We start from the raw sequence: 16,511 nt of genomic DNA, 5'->3' as shown, positions 1-16,511 counted from the left end.
GTCTTGCAGCGTCCTCCTGTCGGACGGGCGATTCGGTGCGGCTGCCGCCGCCGGGTTCGACCAGGTCGTTCACGTGGCGACGCCTGCCCCGATGCCGTCGGAAGCATGCAGCAGAACGTAGCGGCACGCTCCGGCTACGGCTCGAGCACCCCCGGCCGGCGGCCGCCCGCCCGGCCTTCACGGGCGGATGGCACCCGCCCGGCGCAGACAGGGCGACGCCGGTGCCACCACCAAAAGTCGTGGCCGACCAGCGTACCCGCCGGTATCGTCCGGGCTCCTGACCGGCCGCTTCGGCGGCCCTTTCGTGCGGAGAGCAACTCATGACCAGCCCGCCGGCAACGACAACCCTGTGGCGCCCGACCGGGCCCGCGGAGTTGGACCTGGTCCGGGAACTGAACTGGCGCGCCTGGCCACCCCGCCTGCCCGAGCAGCCGATCTTCTACCCGGTCCTCGACGAGGACTACGCGATCAAGATCGCGAGGGACTGGAACGTGAAGCACGACGGGGCCGGCTTCGTCACCCGTTTCGAGGTCGGGTCGGAATTCCTGCGGCGGTACCCGGTCCGCCAGGCCGGTGGACGGACCATCCTCGAGCTGTGGGTTCCGGCCGAAGAGCTCGACGAGTTCAACTCCCACATCGTCGGCGAGATCCACCTGGTCCACGAGTTCCGCTGAGACACCGGCCGTCCCACACGTGCGGCAGTCCGCTGAGACACCGGCCGTCCCGCGCCTGCGGGCGGTCCGCTACGACAGCGTGCCGGCGACCACGGAGGCCGCTTCCGCGATCAGCTTGTTGTCGTGGTCGTCGTCCTCCTTGCCGCGGTTCGACATGATCGCCATGACGATGGGTGCGCTGTCGGGCGGCCACACCACGGCGATGTCGTTGCGGGCGCCGTAGCCGCTGCCGGTGCCGGTCTTGTCGCCGACCGCCCAGCCCTTGGGCGTCCCGGCCCTGATGAGCTCGGCTCCGGTGGTGTTGGTCTTCAGCCACTCCGTGAGCTGTGCTCGTTCGGCCTTGCCGAGGACGTCCCCGAGCACGAACGCGCGCAGGTCCCCGGCCAGGGCCCGCGGCGTGGTCGTGTCCCGCGTGCTGCCCGGGGCCCAGCGGCTCAGCTCGGGCTCGCGGCGCTCCATCCGGGTGACGTCGTCACCCAGCTCCTCGAGTGCGGCGTCGAGGCCCCGGGGTCCGCCCAGTTGGTCGAAGAGCAGGTTGGCCGCGGTGTTGTCGCTGTAACGGACGGCTGCGTCGCACAGCGCGGCCAGGCTCATCCCGGTCCCTACGTGCTTCTCGGTCACGGGAGAGTTGGCGATCAGGTCGCCCTTGGAGTACGTGATCACCCGGTCCATCCCGCTGAGGGAGTACTTGCGCAGCACGGCACCGGCTGCCAATGCCTTGAACGTCGAGGCGTAGGCGAACCGCTCGCCGTCGCGGTAGGCCAGTTCGCGCCCGGTGCCGGTGTCGACGGCGTAGACGCCCAGCCGCGCGTCGTACGTGCGCTCGAGCTCCTTCAACTCGCGGGCGTACGTCTCGGCAGCCGCTGTCGGCCTCGTCGTCTTCGCGGACGGAGACGACGCCGCGGCCGGGGAACCGTCCTGGCCGCAGGCGGCGAGCGGAACGAGAGCGAGCGTGGCGAGCGCGCCCAGGAGAGCGTGCCGGACACGGGCGTGATGCATGGTCGTACCTCCGGGGCGCCGCGCAAGCGGGCGCGTGGGGGATGGGGTGACACGGCCATCCCGGTGCGTGGTCATGAGTGCCGGGACAACCTTCACCTTCCGCCGCTCATGCGGTCCACTACGTCACCGCGCGTTTCGCGCCGATCCTGCTCCCGATGCGCACGGGCCCACCTACTTGGGGCCCACGCAGAGAACGCTCGACTCGGACTTCCCTATCTTGAAGCCCTCCCTGTCGTCACCGAGCTGCCAGTACTCCTCGATGGTGTAGGTGTCCGAGGTGCCGGGTACGTCGTCGCAAGCGTCGGTCGCCTCTCCGGGGAAGACCTGGAGAATCCTGCCGTCGGCCTCGTCGGATTCACAGCGGACCGCCACGAGTTCCTCGTCCGCGCTCACGCAGGCACCGACGGCCGGGTAGGGATCCGGGCCTTCCAAGATGACGCCGACTATGAGCGCCACGACCACGGGAAGGCCGAGGGCCAGGACGAGCCTGTTCGATCGGTGGGGCGGCTGGGGTGCGGCTGCCTGCGACTCGGGCCGGTTGGTCGCTGCCTGCGGCTGCGGCTCGGTGGGCGCGGCCTGCGACTCGGGCTGGGTCGTCGCTGCCTGCGGCTGCGGCTCGGTGGGCGCGGCCTGCGGCTGCGACTGAGGTCTGTCCATGGAGCGCATCCTGGCAGGCCGCCATATCCCCCGGCGCGCTTATGCGGGGGCGTAGACTCGGCCCCATGAGCCGACGACGACATTGATCCACCGCAGCAGGTCCGGGAACGGACTGCCGTGGGCCGCCGCGCGGATGAGCACCCGGCGACCCCCGTCCGTTCCCCAGAAGGACCACACGCATGCTCACCGATTCGTCGTGCCCGCCCGACCCCGGCGTCCGCAGTCTTGAGCGAAAGCTCTACGCCTACGCCGGACTTGAGGACTTCGTCCTCCTCTACCCGCTCTACGCCCTGCTCTTCGCCGAGAACGGGCTGACCACCGCCGAGATCTCCTCCCTCTTCGCCATCTGGTGCATCGTCGGACTGCTGGTCGAGGTGCCGTCGGGCGTATGGGCCGATGCCGTGTCCCGGCGCACGATGATGGCCGTCGGACCGCTGTTGTCCGCTGCCGGATTCGGGCTGTGGGCGCTGACACCGTCGTACGCCGCCTACGCCGCCGGGTTCACGCTGTGGGCCGTCGGCGGCTCCCTGCGCTCCGGCGCCATGGAGGCCCTGGTCCACGACGAGCTCGAACGGCTCGGCGCGGCCGACCGCTACGGCAGGGTCATGGGCAGGGCCGCCGCGGTGAGCATGGGCGCGACCGCCGCAGCGACGGCTGCCGCCGCGCCCGCCCTCGCGTTCGGCGGGCACGCTCTGCTCTGGGGCGCGAGCATCGGCACCTGCCTGCTGTGCGCGGCGGTCGGCGCGATACTCCCCGAACACCGCGTCGCCCGCGCGCACGCCGAACGGCCCGACTATCTCGCTACGTTGCGTTCCGGACTCACCGAGGTGCGCGGCAGCCGTGCCGTCAGGCGGGCGATGGCCCTCGCCGTCGTGATCACCTCGCTGTGGGGGGCACTCGACGAGTACGTGCCGCTGTTGGCCGCTTCCACGGGTGTCGCGACCGCGTACGTGCCGCTGCTGGTGCTCCTGGTGTGGGTGGGCGTGACGCTCGGTTCGCTGTTGGTGACCCCCGGCGAACGGCTTTCCCCCCGCGCGCTCGGCGCGATGGTCGCGGCTGCCGCGGTGGCGCTCGCGGCGGGAGCGCTGTCGGGCACGGTCGGCGGATTCGCCCTGCTCGGCGCCGCGTTCCTGGTCTTCCAGCTCGCCGACGTGCTGGCCGACGTACGCCTCCAGGCGGCGATCACCGGCCCGAGCCGGGCGACCATCACGTCACTGACAGGCCTTGGCACGAACGTCGCGTCTCTGATGGCGTACGGCGCCTATGCGGCGCTGTCACCGCACGCGTCGCACGGCGCGGTGTTCGCGCTGCTGGCAACGCCGTACCTGCTGGTGGCCGTTGCTCTGGCCAGGCCGCTGCCGGCACAGGCGACAGCCGGTGAGGAGGTTCCCTAGGTGTCCCTAGGGGGTGTCTTGTGGATCAGGCCGGATCAGTGAGTGGGGGTCCCCCACGCCCGCAGGGCGTAGGGGGAGGGTCTGGTGCCGTGGATCCCAAGGCGGAGGTGGGCCCCCTCCGGCGGATCTTTGCGGGCCCGCGACGCACCCCCATGCCCTGTGGATGCCGAGGCAGTTGCCTCATGGATTTGGCGTCGGCGAGCCCGGTCGGATAGGAAGCTTGCATGCTAAGAGGCAGCAAGGTGGGGCTCAGGGCCCGGCACGAGGACGACATCCCGATCCTGCGGACTGAGCTCTACGACGACGTGGTCAACGCCTCACGGGCCGAAGGCGGGCCGTGGCGGCCGATCACGCCCGGCTCGCAGGATCCACGGCTGGTGGTGGACGACAAGGAGCAGGGGCACGTCCCGTTCTCCGTGGTGGAGTTGGACGGCGGCACGCTGGTCGGCACCGCGACATTGTGGGGCATCGACAACCACAGCCGGTCCGCGCACATCGGCCTCGGGCTGCTGCCGTCCTCTCGCGGCAAGGGCTACGGCACCGACGTGGTCGCGGTGCTGTGCCACTACGGTTTCGTCGTGCGCGGCCTGCAGCGGCTGCAGATCGAGACGCTGTCGGACAACGCCGCGATGCTGCGCTCCGCCGAGCGCAACGGCTTCGTCCGCGAAGGGGTACTGCGCTCCTCGGCCTGGGTCCTGGGCGAGTTCCTGGACGAGGTACTGCTCGGGCTCCTCGTCCAGGACTGGAAGCCTGACTCGAAGGGCTAGGGTCTGCCCCGAGGAACCCAACGGCCACCGCGCCGCCCGCACTTCGGCAGATGCGGCTTCAGCCGGGACCACTCCCCCCATGCGTCAAGTCTCCACACCCCATCCTCATGCCACCGACCCGAAGCCGCGATGGGCCTATGATCCGCCGGACATGCCCTGGACAAGGCACCGCGTGCACGCGCGCCTGGCGCTGCCGACGAGAGAGCCCCGGCCGGTCGGGGGAACCGGCCGGGGCCGCATGTGGTGACAACGGAGGGCGGTCGCCTCCCGGCGAAGGGCTCCATGGGGCTTCAGCCGAACGATCTTCCCCATGGGCAATAGGTGAGGCCCGAGGACACTGTCCCCTCCGCGGTCACATGTAGATGAACCTTCAATCGACGCGGATTGTTCCCGGACGTCGATCCGCGCCGCCCGAAGGACTCGGGCGGCGCCACGCAGAAGGTCGCGGGCCGCCGGAGTGTGGCGAGCCGCGCCGGGGCGCAGCGACCCGCGCCGCCGCAGGCGAGAGCGCGCAACGCGCGTCTGCCGCAGGCGTGAAATTCGCACACTCCCCGTAGTGATCCGACCCCACAGCGCCGCCTCTCTGTGATGCCGCGCATAGGAGCCACGTCACCTCCTAGGGCGGGTAGTGGAAACCACACCCATGACAGACCGGGCAAATGCCCTGGAGCTGATCCTTTGGCGCATTGTTCCGTAGTGGGGTAGTAGGTCACATTCTTGCGCCGGGTTCGAACTGCCCCTAACCATGGCTGACGTTCCGGGGAGCCAGTGCCGGGGCCGGGCACATTCCGCCCGGTCAACCGCTCCGGCCCCTACGCGGAGACCTTCTCCGTGTACCGCCGATCGCGACCATGGTCGGCCTCCCCATGACGTCCCCCGTTTGGAGAGTCCCTTCCGTATGACCGCCGCCACGCAGACCATCGCCACCCGTACCGCCCGACTCCGCAAGCTCTCTGTCACCGGACTGGCCACCGCGGGCGCCGCAGCACTGGCGCTCACCCTGGCCCCCTCGCCGGCGCAGGCCGCTCCGGTCACCGAGAGCGCGTCGAAGGCCACGGTCGCGACGGCCGAGGCCTCGACGGCGAAGAAGGACAAGCCCAAGAAGGCCAAGGCGAAGAAGAACTACGCCGACAACCTCGACGGCTGGATCAAGGAATCGCTGGACATCATGAAGTCCGAGGGCATCCCCGGCAGCTACGAGGGACTGCACCGCAACATCATGCGTGAGTCCAGCGGCAACCCGAACGCCATGAACGACTGGGATATCAACGCGCAGAACGGCACCCCGTCCAAGGGCCTGCTGCAGGTCATCCAGCCGACGTTCGACGCGTACCACGTCGACGGCACCCCGCACGAGCTGACCGACCCGGTGGCCAACATCACCGCGGCCGCCAACTACGCCGCCGACAAGTACGGTTCCATCGACAACGTCGACTCCGCGTACTGATCCGCTCTTCCGGAGTCGTTCGGCACCCGCGGCCCCGCCCTTCATGGGCGGGGCCGCGTCGTCGTTGCCGGACGGTGGCCGGTCAGCGCCCGGCGTCGAGCAGGGAGCGGGCCCGCAGCCGGGCCTCCCGGAAGGCGTCGGGGAAGACCCGCAGGCCGTGCGCGACGAGCGCCCCCTCATGCAGGAGCATCAGGGCCCGGCCCAGTGACTCCGGCTGCTCAGCGCCACTGTCGCGGGCGAGGTCGGTGAAGAGCCGGAGCATCCAGGCCTTCTGACCGGTGATCAGTGGGTACGCGGGGTGCTGTGGGTCACTGATCTCGGCATGGGCATTGACCATGCTGCAGCCGCGGTCGCCGCGCTCCCCCGCCCACACCCGGGATGCGTCGAAGACCGCGAGGACGCGATCCGCCGCCGCGGGGCCGGCCTCGTCGAGCCGGCCGGCGAGAAACGCGCGCCACGCCTCGTCGCGGGCCGCGAGGTACTCGACGACCAGCTGGTCCTTGGATCCGAACCTGTCGTAGAGGGTCTTCTTGGTGACACCCGCCTCCGCCGCGATCAGGTCCACGCCGACGGCGTGGATCCCGCGCTCGTAGAAGAGCCGCGACGCCGCCCCCAGGACGCGGAGGGCGCCTTTCGTCATGACGATCCGGTGCACGGCCGGGGTGTGGTCCATGACATCGAGTATACCGATCTGTATAGTGAAGCCGAGTAGACCGATCTGTATACCTAGCAGCGTCCACCGGTGGTGACGCCATGAACGTCCTTCTCCCCATCGCGTTCGTGCTCTGCTGGAGCTCCGGATTCATCGGCGCCAAGCTCGGCGCGGGCAGCGCCGCCGCGGTCACCGTGCTCATGTGGCGTTTCCTGCCGCTCACCGTCCTGCTGGCCCTCTTCTCCGCACTGTTCGCACGAACCGCCTGGCAGGGCATCACGCGGCGCGACGTCCTGCGGCAGACGGTGATCGGCACCCTCTCGCAGAGCGGATATCTCCTCACCGTCTACTGGGCGATCGAGCTCGGCGTCTCCAGCGGCACCACTGCCCTGATCGACGGGACGCAGCCGCTGGTTGCCGGCGCGCTGGCCGGACCGCTGCTCGGACAGTACGTCTCCGCTCGGCAGTGGACGGGGCTGTTCCTGGGTGTGGCGGGCGTCGCCGTCGTCACGCTCGCCGACGCGGCGGCCGTCGAGGGCGTCGCGGCAGCGGCCTACGCGGTGCCGTTCCTCGGGATGCTGTCGCTGGTGGCGGCCACGTTCGTGGAGGGCCGGACGCGTCGGCCGGTGGCCCCGTCGGTCTCCCTGACCATTCACTGCGCGACCAGCGCCGTCGTCTTCTCCGTCCTCGCCGTGGCGCTGGGCGCCGCGTCGCCGCCTGCCGAGGCCTCGTTCTGGACGGCGGTCGGATGGCTGGTGGCCCTGGCCACGTTCGGCGGCTACGGCCTCTACTGGCTGGTGATGCGACGCTCCGGGGTCACCCACGTCAACACCCTGATGTTCCTCATGGCACCCGTGACAGCCGTGTGGGGCGCGATCATGCTCGGCGAGCCGTTCGGGGTGCAGACGGCCGCGGGTCTCGCCCTCGGACTCGCCGCGGTGGTGGTCGTGCGACGCGGCGCGCCGCCGGCGGCGGACAGGGCGAAGGACGACCTCAGCGCCGTCCGCGGAACCGGCTCAGCACGCGGCGCGCCTGGGCCCGCCTCCTCGGGTCGGCTGCCGCGCGGCGCGCTGCCGCAACGGTCCTGCGGCCCTGAGGGCTGCGGCCGAACTGCTTGATTCGCGTCATCAGGCCTGACACGGCGCCTCCTGTGCTGGGCAACGACCCGGTGTCCGACCGGGCTTGCGGACGTTGTTCGTGAAGTCGCCTACCCCGCACCGTGGATGGGATGCGCCGCGTCTCCGCGTGAGTACCCGTACTCAGGACGGCCCCCGCAGCGCCGGGTAGCGTCCCGGGCGGGAACAGAGTGCGGGACGAGAGGTCGGGTGCACGGCGCGATGCAGCCTTTGCGAGCCGGTGATCCGCGTGAGGTGGGCGGCTACCGCGTCGAGGCGCGGATCGGCGAGGGCGGGATGGGCAGCGTCTTTCTGACCCGTTCGCGCGGCAACCGGCCGCTGGCGCTCAAGGTGATCCGTTCCGAGCATGCGCAGGACGATTCGTTCCGCGCACGGTTCGCCCGGGAGGTGGCGGCCGCCTCGCGGGTGGCCGGCTATCACCTGCTGCCCGTACTGGACTACGACGTACAGGGCACGCAGCCGTGGATGGTCACGGAGTACAAGCCGGGTCCGACCCTGCACGACGTCCTGAACCGGTTCGGTCCTCTGCCCCCGCACACGGTGCTGCAACTCGCCGGCTGTGCGGCGCTGGCCCTGGACGCCGTGCACGCGGCGGGCTTCGTCCACCGTGACGTCAAGCCGAGCAATCTGCTGATCACCGCGGACGGGCCCTGGCTGATCGACTTCGGGATCGCCCGCGCGACAGAGGCCACACAGCTCACCGTGACCGGCGGCCTGATCGGGACCCCTCAGTTCATGTCGCCCGAGCACGCCCTCGGCCAGGAGCCGACCGCGGCGTCCGACGTGTTCGCCCTGGCACTGGTCGCGGCCGTCGCGGCAACCGGCCGCCATCCCTACGGCGAGGGTCCGGGCCTCGGCATCGCCGCGCTCATCGCGGCCGGCACGGACCGGCCGCCGGGGCTCGACGTCTGCCCGCAGCCGGTGCGGACGGTCCTTCATGACGCGCTCGCGCCCAGCCCCACCGACCGCCCCACCGCCGCGGAGTTCGCGCGCCTGTGTGCCGAGCGGTCCGGTCGGCCGCTGGGCGAACTCGACGACTGGCTGCCGGAGAACGTCAGTGGTCATCTCGCGGCCGTCGCCGCCGAAGCCTCCTCGTGGCTGACCGCCGCTCCGCCGGCCCCGACCGAGGCGGACCGGACCCCGCAACCCGCGGATGCGGCTGCCGTACAGCCGGCGGCGCCCGGCGTGTTCGGGCCGCCTCCACCGGTCGACGCGTCAGAGACTGCCCCGCACCGGGCCGGGCGACCGCGGGCACGGTCCGTCGCCGTCGCCGGTGGCGTGGCGGCAGCCGCCCTGGCGGCCCTGTCGGCGTGGGCGATGCAGCAAGGCGACGGCCCGGACAGGTCCACAGGCCGTCCTCATCCGGCCACCTCGCCGCCCTCGTCCGGCGCCGCCCCGACTCCCCCGGTCACGCCCACCCCGCAGGCGCCGGAGGGCTACCGGCTCCTCTTCGCGAACAGACCCTTCACGTTCGCGCCTCCGCCCACTCCCGAGCAGTGGAACATCATCGACTTCGACATCCCCCAGGCGACGTTGTTCGAGCAGGGCAGCCTCCAGGGTCCCGGCGAACTGATGTACAGCACCGACGGAATCCTCGGCAGCATCTTCTCCGTCACAGGCCCGCGGACCACGGTGTGCGACCGCGCCGAAGAGACGGCCACGATCCCCCACCCACTGCCCGCCGCGGAACTCCGCAACGGCCGCATCCTCAAGGCGGGCACGCTGCTGTGCTCCATCACGTCCAACGACAACGTCGCCGAGGTACTGATCACGGACGTCGTCCCGGGCGACCGGCTGCCCACCTACAAGGGGCAGGTCACCCTCTGGAAACGCCCGGCCTGATCGCACCTCGCCGCACGCACGGGCACGACACGGCAACGGTCACGGGACCTGGACGCCGATGAGGCACGTGTCGTCGTCGGTGTCCGACTTGCTGTGGGTGAGCAGCCTGTCCAGCCGGCGTTCGAGCGAGGCCGCCGAGACCTGCGCCGTGGCGAGCAGTTGAGCGAGCGAATCGTGCACGGCCGTGTCCCTGCGTTCGACGAGGCCGTCGGTGTACATCAGCAGGGTGTCGTCCTTCTCGAGCTGGACCTCACCCTCCTCGTACTCGGTTTCCGCGAGCGCGCCGAGGAGCATCCCGCGGAGCAGCGGCAGCGTGGTCGCGTCCTGTCCGCGGACCAGTATTGGTGGCAGGTGGCCGGCCCTCGCCCAGCGCAGGATGCGTGTCCGCGGGTCGTACAGGCCGCACACGACGGTGGCGGTGACCTGTTCGGAGAGGTGGTGCGCCACGATGTTGAGCCAGGACAGCAGCTGGCCCGGACCTGCGCCGGTGACGGCGAGACCGCGCATGGCGTTGCGCAGGACCACCATTCCGGTCGCGGCCTCGATGCCGTGTCCGGCGATGTCCCCGACACAGAGCAGGATCTGCCGGGACGGGAGCACCACCGTGTCGTACCAGTCGCCGCCCACCAGCGACTCCGTCTCCGCGGGACGGTAACGCACGGCGACGCGCAGACCGGGGGCGTCGAGCGGGCCCCGGGCCGGCGGCATGATGGCGTGCTGGAGTTGCAGCGCCAGGCGGTTGCGCTCCGCCGACTCCTGTTCCGTGTGCGCGAGTTGGTCGCGTGTGGCGGCGAGGGCCACCTCCGTCCAGTGCTGGGAGGAGATGTCCTGGTAGGCCCCGCGCACGGCGAGGAGACGGTCGTCGGCGCCGAGGACGGGTTCGGCGATGACCCGGATGTGACGCGTGACGCCGTCGGGGCGCTGGAGGCGGAAGGCCGTCGACGTGGCACGGCGGTGGTGCAGCACCGCCTGGAGGAACCGGCCGATGGCGACGGCGTCGTCCTGATGGGCGTGATCGGCGAGGTCCTGCAGCGACACCGGCCTGTCGGTGCCCGAGCGCCCGTACATGGCGAACAGCTGCCCGTTCCAGGTGATCTCGCCCGTGACGAGGCTCTCCTCGAAGCCGCCGATGCGGCCGAGGCGCTGGGCATGCTGGAGGAGGCTCGCGAGCCGTGCGGCCTCGTCCTCGATCCGCCAGATGAGCAACACGCTGCTCCCGTGCCGGCTGATGCTGAGGTCGGCGACGGACGCGAGGGGAACCTGGTCGACGAGGGCGGTGAGCGTCATGCGCTCCGCGCGGAAGGGCTCTCCGGTGGCGTAGACGCGTTCGATCTTCTCGAAGAGTTCGCTGTCGCCCGCGGCCATGGGATAGGCCTCCAGGAGCAGGGCTCCGTTGACGGCGCTGCGGGGCCGTCCCGCCGGGTCGACGAAACGGATGTTGGCGTGGCGGATCCGGAAGTCGCCGAGACCGCCCTCGTCGTCGAGGTGCGGCGTGAGGACGAGTGCCGCGTCGTACAGGCCGTCGGCCAGATCGGCGAGTTCGGAGACGTCCGCCGTTTCACGGGCGGCCTCGACCACCCCGCCGGGCGGAGGGCCGCTCTCCAGGGTGTGGGCGCACAACTCCGCCAGGGCTTCGATCTGGCGCGATATGACGGGGGAAAGCGGCAGGAGTGGCTGAGGCCAGCAGATCTCCAGGACACCGTGTATGCGCCCGCCCGTCCCGGCGGGCAGCGCGACCCGCCCGCCCCCGCGAAGCTCCTGGTGGCCTATCGAGGGCAGACCGCCCTCGAGCAGAGTGGAGATGTTCACGGCACGCCGCTCGCCGAGGGCCTGGCGGGCGACGGTCGCGACGCCTGGTGGCACGTAGCGCCAGCGCCCTGCTTCGTCGGCGCTGAATCCGGCGTGCCCGCTCAGTGTGAGGGAGGCGTCCGATCCGGCGGTCCAGACGGCCACGGCCGTCGCCCCGAGAGGGATCAGGGCGTGCTGGAGCAGGGATTCGGCGACGGCCTGCGTATCGCCGGCGGACAGTGCCGCGCTTTCGGCAGTGCGCATACGGACGGCGACGGATCTGTCCGGTCCGTCCTGCGGCGTGAGGGCTCCGCTCGCCTGCCGGAGGAACTCGTCGGCGAGGTCGGTGACGTTGTCACGGGCGGCCTGGTTGACGATGTCGGCGGCCAGCTCCAGCCGTGACAGCCCTGCCTGGTCGGCGAGTTCGGCCAGTTGATGTGCTGCCTGCGCCGGACCGCACCGGAGCCGTTCGATCATGATCCCCTTGGCCAGCTCGACGAGGGCACGCCCGTCGGCCGCGGCGTGGGCCGCCCTCACCTCGGCTCGGAGTCGTTCCACCGTGGCGGCCAGACGCCCGACGACCGACGGCCGCGCAGGCAGGTCGTCCCCCGGCGCGTCGGCCGGGCCCTGGCGGGCCGGCGACGGGACGGCCCCGGCAGACGCTGGTGTTGCGAGTTCTGCTCGCGGAGCGACGAGCGGTGCACCGGCAGGCGGCGCGCCGGGGCCTGAGCTCGGGCCCGTGGCCGGCAGTCGGTCGGCACCGGCGGTGCGGATCACCGCCGCCATGGAGAGGTCCTGGTCCCGCAGCGGGTCAGGGGGCAGCGGCGCGTCGTCCCCGTCGGGGGCTCCGTCGTGTTCACGAGCGCTCAAGCGCTGGCTCCTCGGTGGGACGGCGGCGTGCCGTGAAGATGGAGGGGATGCGGCCTACCTACGCAGGGGCATGGGGCCAGTCGTTCGGATCAGGCGGACTGGCCGACGTTCAGCCATCGCCGGATGCCGGCCACGAGGTCGTCGGCATCCACGGGCTTGGTGACGTAGTCGCTGGCGCCGGAGGCAAGGCTCTTCTCCCGGTCGCCGGGCATCGCCTTGGCGGTGACGGTGATGATCGGCAGGTCCGCATGCGCCGGCATCCGGCGGATCTCGGTGGTCGCCGCATAGCCGTCCATCTCGGGCATCATCACGTCCATCAGGATCAGGTCGATCTCGGGATGCTCGGCGAGCGTGTCGATCCCCTTGCGGCCGTTCTCGGCGTGCAGGACCTGCATGCCGTGGAGTTCCAGAATGCCGCTGATCGCGAAGAGGTTGCGGGCGTCGTCGTCGACCACGAGAACCGTACGTCCACGGAGACTGTCGTCCCCGGTCCGCGGCGCCGGTGCACCGTCATCCTCGCCCCGCACCAACGGGACGACGTCGCCGGGCTGTTCGGCCAAGAGGTGCAGCGTGATCCGTTCACGGAGTTCGTCCAGGCTGGACAGCAGCTCCAGGGGCCGCTCCTGCGCTCGCGCCTGCAGTGTCCGCTCGTGGCCGGCGTCGAGGCGACGGTTGTTGTGCGCGAGTACGGGGACGGTCCGCAGCGCGGTGTCCCCGTCCATCGCGTCGAGGAAGCGCAGCGCTTCGCTGTTGGCCATGTCCAGTTCGAGCACGACGCAGTGGAACGGTGCCGTTGCCAGGGCCCCGGCGGCGTCCTGCGGTCCCACTGCCGCGATCAGCTCGATGTCGTCGTGCTCGCGGCTGTCGGTGAGTTCGGCGACAGCGCTCTCGGCGACGAGGGACAGCAGGCCCCGGGGGCGTTCCTCGATGACGAGCAACCGGCGCGGGGCCCGCTGCCCGGAACCGGCACCGACCGGCCTGTGACGGTCGGACGGTTCGGTGTGCGCGGCTGTGCCGGCGGTGGGGTCGGCCGGTGCGCGGAAGGCCTGCGCCTGGAAGTCGGCGCGCGCGACGGGCAGGTAGAGGGTGAAGGTGCTGCCCTCACCGGGTGTGCTCTCGGCGGTGAGGGCACCGCCGAGCAGCAGGGCGATCTCACGGCTGATGGACAGGCCCAGTCCCGTACCGCCGTATTTGCGGCTGGTGGTGCCGTCCGCCTGCTGAAACGCTCCGAAGATGGCTTCGAGCTGCTGTTCCGCGATGCCGATGCCCGTGTCCTTGACCCGGAAAGCCACGACGGCGCCGCCGCGGTGGACGGGGCTGGGCAGCTCGCTGTCGGAGGCCGGCTCGATGCGCAGCTCCACGCTGCCGCGTTCGGTGAACTTGACCGCGTTGGAGACCAGGTTCCGCACGACCTGTCTCAACCGGGAGTCGTCGGTGAGCAGGTCGAACGGCACTCCGGGCGCGGTGGTGATCGTGAAGTCGAGGCTCTTCTGCGCGGTCATCGGGCGGAACGTGGCGTCGATGTAGTCGAGCAGCTGCCGCAGTTCGACGACTTCGGGGTTGACGTCCATCTTTCCGGCCTCGACCTTCGACAGGTCGAGGATGTCGTTGATCAGCTGGAGCAGGTCGGAGCCCGCGGAGTGAATGATGCCCGCGTACTCGACCTGCTTGGGCGTGAGGTTGCGGGTCGGGTTCTGTGCGAGCAACTGGGCGAGGATCAGCAGGCTGTTGAGCGGTGTCCGCAGCTCGTGGCTCATGTTGGCGAGGAACTCGGACTTGTACTTGGACGCCAGGGAGAGCTGCTGTGCGCGGTCCTCCAGTTCCTGCCGCGCCTGCTCGATCTCGAGGTTCTTGCCTTCGATGTCGCTGTTCTGGGAGGCCAGCAGTGCGGCCTTCTCCTCCAGTTCCGCGTTGGACCGCTGCAGTTCGTCCTGCTGGACCTGCAGCTCCTCGGACCGGGACCGGAGTTCGCCGGCGAGGCGCTGCGACTCGCCGAGCAGTTCGTCGGTACGGGCGTTGGCGACGATGGTGTTGACGTTGACGCCCACGGTTTCCATGAGCTGTTCGAGGAAGTCCCGGTGCACCGGGGCGAAAGCGGTGAACGAGGCGAGTTCGATGACGCCGAGCACCTGGTCGTCCACGACGATGGGCAGCACGACGAGGCTGCCGGGGGCGCTGCTGCCGAGTCCGGAGGAGATGCTGACGTAGTCCCCGGGCACGTTGTCCGCCGCGATGGTGCGGCGGCTGCGGGCCGCCTGTCCGACGAGGGTCTCGCCCAGCGCGAAGCGGTCCTGACGGGCGCTGCCGGCGGGGCGCCCGTACGAGCCGACGAGCCGGAGTTCGGTGCCGTGCGGTGTTTCCTCGGCGAGGTAGAAGGCGCCGTACTGGGCGGAGACCAACGGGGTGAGTTCGTCCATGACGAGTTCGGCGACCACGGACAGGTCGCGGTGGCCCTGCATGAGTTCGGAGATCCGCGCCAGACTGGACTTCAGCCAGTCCTGCTCCTGGTTGGCCCGTGTGGTCTCGCGGAGCGAGCCGACCATCGAGTTGATGTTGTCCTTGAGTTCGGCGACCTCACCCGAGGCGTCGACCGTGATGGAGCGTGTCAGATCGCCCTCGGCAACCGCACTGGCCACCTCGGCGATGGCGCGCACCTGGCGGGTGAGGTTCCCGGCGAGTTCGTTGACGTTCTCGGTGAGCCGCTTCCAGGTGCCCGAGACGCCTTCGACCTCGGCCTGGCCGCCGAGACGGCCCTCGCTGCCCACCTCCCGCGCCACGCGCGTGACCTCGGCGGCGAACGAGGAGAGCTGGTCGACCATCGTGTTGATGGTCGTCTTCAGTTCCAGGATCTCGCCGCGTGCGTCGACATCGATCTTCTTCGACAGGTCTCCGTTGGCGACGGCGGTGGTGACCAGGGCGATGTTGCGGACCTGCCCGGTCAGGTTGTTGGCCATGGAGTTGACGTTGTCGGTGAGGTCCTTCCAGGTGCCGGCGACACTCGGCACACGGGCCTGGCCGCCGAGACGGCCCTCCGTGCCCACTTCGCGGGCCACCCGCGTGACCTCGTCGGCGAACGCGGACAGGGTGTCGACCATCGTGTTGATGACCTCGGCGAGTGCGGCGACCTCGCCCTTGGCCTCGACGGTGATCTTCCGCGACAGGTCCCCGCGCGCCACGGCCGTGGCCACCTGGGTGATGGAGCGCACCTGGCCGGTCAGGTTGGACGCCATCACGTTGACGTTGTCCGTGAGGTCCTTCCACGTGCCGGAGGCTCCGCGAACGGTGGCCTGACCGCCGAGGTTGCCCTCGGTGCCGACCTCGCGTGCGACGCGGGTGACTTCGTCGGCGAACGCGGACAGCTGGTCGACCATCGTGTTGATGGTCTCCTTGAGCTCCAGGATCTCGCCGCGCGCATGCACGTCGATCTTCTGCGACAGATCGCCCCTCGCCACGGCGGTGGCCACCTGCGCGATGTCCCGCACCTGCGTGGTGAGGTTGCCCGCCATCGCGTTCACCGAGTCGGTCAGGTCCGCCCACGTTCCGGAGACGCCCTTGACGTCGGCCTGCCCGCCGAGGATGCCTTCGGTGCCGACCTCGCGTGCCATGCGGGTCACTTCGTCGGCGAACGAGGACAGTTGGTCGACCATCGTGTTGATGGTGTTCTTCAGCTCCAGGATCTCGCCGCGTGCGTCGACGTCGATCTTCTGCGACAGATCGCCCCTCGCCACGGCGGTGGCCACCTGCGCGATGTCCCGTACCTGCGTGGTGAGGTTGCCCGCCATCGCGTTCACCGAGTCGGTCAGGTCCGCCCACGTTCCGGAGACGCCCGGTACGACGGCCTGCCCGCCCAGCGTCCCTTCGGTGCCGACCTCGCGCGCCACCCGGGTCACCTCGGACGTGAACACGGACAGCTGGTCGACCATGCCGTTGAACACGGTGGCGATCTCACCGAGCAGGCCGTCCGCGGCGTCCGGCAGCCGGGTGCCGAAGTCCCCGTCGCGCACCGCCGTGAGGCCGGCGAGAAGCTGCCGCAGTTCCGGCTCGCCCACTTTGCCCGCGCCTCGGGCCCGGGAGCGCGGTACCGGACCGGGGTTCTCGATCGCCGTCTCGGCCATGACCATTCCTCGCTAGCTCACCGGGCACCCGTTGGAGCGCAGGACACCGCCACCGCCTCGACGCAGGGGCCTTCACCTCGACGTATCGGCATGTCGGCACGACTGTTGTCATACGACAAAATTCGAAGCAGGGTACCCCGTCGCAGCACCCGGAGGAAAGCGCGGGTGGT

At 70.5% G+C, this 16,511-nt stretch carries 11 protein-coding genes; 6 read left to right on the top strand and 5 right to left on the bottom strand.

Translation table 11 applies throughout. The features are described 5' to 3' along the window. The first annotated feature begins 320 nt into the window (after positions 1–320). Positions 321–674: a hypothetical protein gene (locus tag AC067Z_RS16325; RefSeq protein WP_478790167.1), complete on the top strand. Its 354-nt coding sequence runs from the start codon at positions 321–323 to the stop codon at positions 672–674. Between the two features lie 69 nt (positions 675–743). Here AC067Z_RS16325 and bla read toward each other — a convergent pair whose 3' ends face one another. Then, positions 744–1,673, bottom strand: a complete 930-nt coding sequence (gene bla / locus AC067Z_RS16320) for a class A beta-lactamase (RefSeq protein ID WP_478790166.1) — start codon at positions 1,671–1,673, stop codon at positions 744–746. 171 nt (positions 1,674–1,844) lie between these two features. Beyond that, the gene (locus tag AC067Z_RS16315) at positions 1,845–2,330 is read right to left on the bottom strand and encodes a hypothetical protein (protein ID WP_478790165.1); all 486 of its coding nucleotides are present in this window, start codon (positions 2,328–2,330) and stop codon (positions 1,845–1,847) included. A gap of 179 nt (positions 2,331–2,509) precedes the next feature. Between AC067Z_RS16315 and AC067Z_RS16310 the strand changes: the two genes are divergently transcribed. The 3 genes from AC067Z_RS16310 to AC067Z_RS16300 all read left to right on the top strand — a co-directional run bounded on the left by AC067Z_RS16310 (position 2,510) and on the right by AC067Z_RS16300 (position 5,938). Then, entirely contained in the window at positions 2,510–3,724 is a 1,215-nt protein-coding gene (locus tag AC067Z_RS16310; RefSeq protein WP_478790164.1) for an MFS transporter, read from the top strand. A gap of 224 nt (positions 3,725–3,948) precedes the next feature. After that, a complete protein-coding gene (locus AC067Z_RS16305) occupies positions 3,949–4,491 on the top strand; it encodes a GNAT family N-acetyltransferase (protein ID WP_478790163.1) in 543 nt (180 codons plus the stop codon). A gap of 898 nt (positions 4,492–5,389) precedes the next feature. Then, the gene (locus tag AC067Z_RS16300) at positions 5,390–5,938 is read left to right on the top strand and encodes a transglycosylase SLT domain-containing protein (protein ID WP_478790162.1); all 549 of its coding nucleotides are present in this window, start codon (positions 5,390–5,392) and stop codon (positions 5,936–5,938) included. A gap of 82 nt (positions 5,939–6,020) precedes the next feature. Here the strand turns inward: AC067Z_RS16300 and AC067Z_RS16295 are convergent, their stop codons facing one another. Next, a complete protein-coding gene (locus AC067Z_RS16295; protein ID WP_478790161.1) occupies positions 6,021–6,611 on the bottom strand; it encodes a TetR/AcrR family transcriptional regulator in 591 nt (196 codons plus the stop codon). A gap of 80 nt (positions 6,612–6,691) precedes the next feature. Between AC067Z_RS16295 and AC067Z_RS16290 the strand changes: the two genes are divergently transcribed. Beyond that, complete coding sequence (locus AC067Z_RS16290; RefSeq protein WP_478790160.1) at positions 6,692–7,708, top strand: DMT family transporter; 1,017 nt, start codon at positions 6,692–6,694, stop codon at positions 7,706–7,708. 219 nt (positions 7,709–7,927) lie between these two features. Then, on the top strand, positions 7,928–9,568 hold the full coding sequence (locus AC067Z_RS16285; RefSeq protein ID WP_478790159.1) for a serine/threonine-protein kinase: 1,641 nt from the start codon (positions 7,928–7,930) through the stop codon (positions 9,566–9,568). A 39-nt stretch (positions 9,569–9,607) separates the two neighbouring features. Here the strand turns inward: AC067Z_RS16285 and AC067Z_RS16280 are convergent, their stop codons facing one another. Then, a complete protein-coding gene (locus tag AC067Z_RS16280) occupies positions 9,608–12,142 on the bottom strand; it encodes a SpoIIE family protein phosphatase (protein WP_478790194.1) in 2,535 nt (844 codons plus the stop codon). 173 nt (positions 12,143–12,315) lie between these two features. Further along, entirely contained in the window at positions 12,316–16,341 is a 4,026-nt protein-coding gene (locus AC067Z_RS16275) for a HAMP domain-containing protein (RefSeq protein ID WP_478790158.1), read from the bottom strand. Positions 16,342–16,511: the final 170 nt, after the last annotated feature.

The organism is Streptomyces sp. NPDC043812 (assembly GCF_056436245.1).
This window is presented reverse-complemented; position numbering and strand designations above follow the sequence as displayed.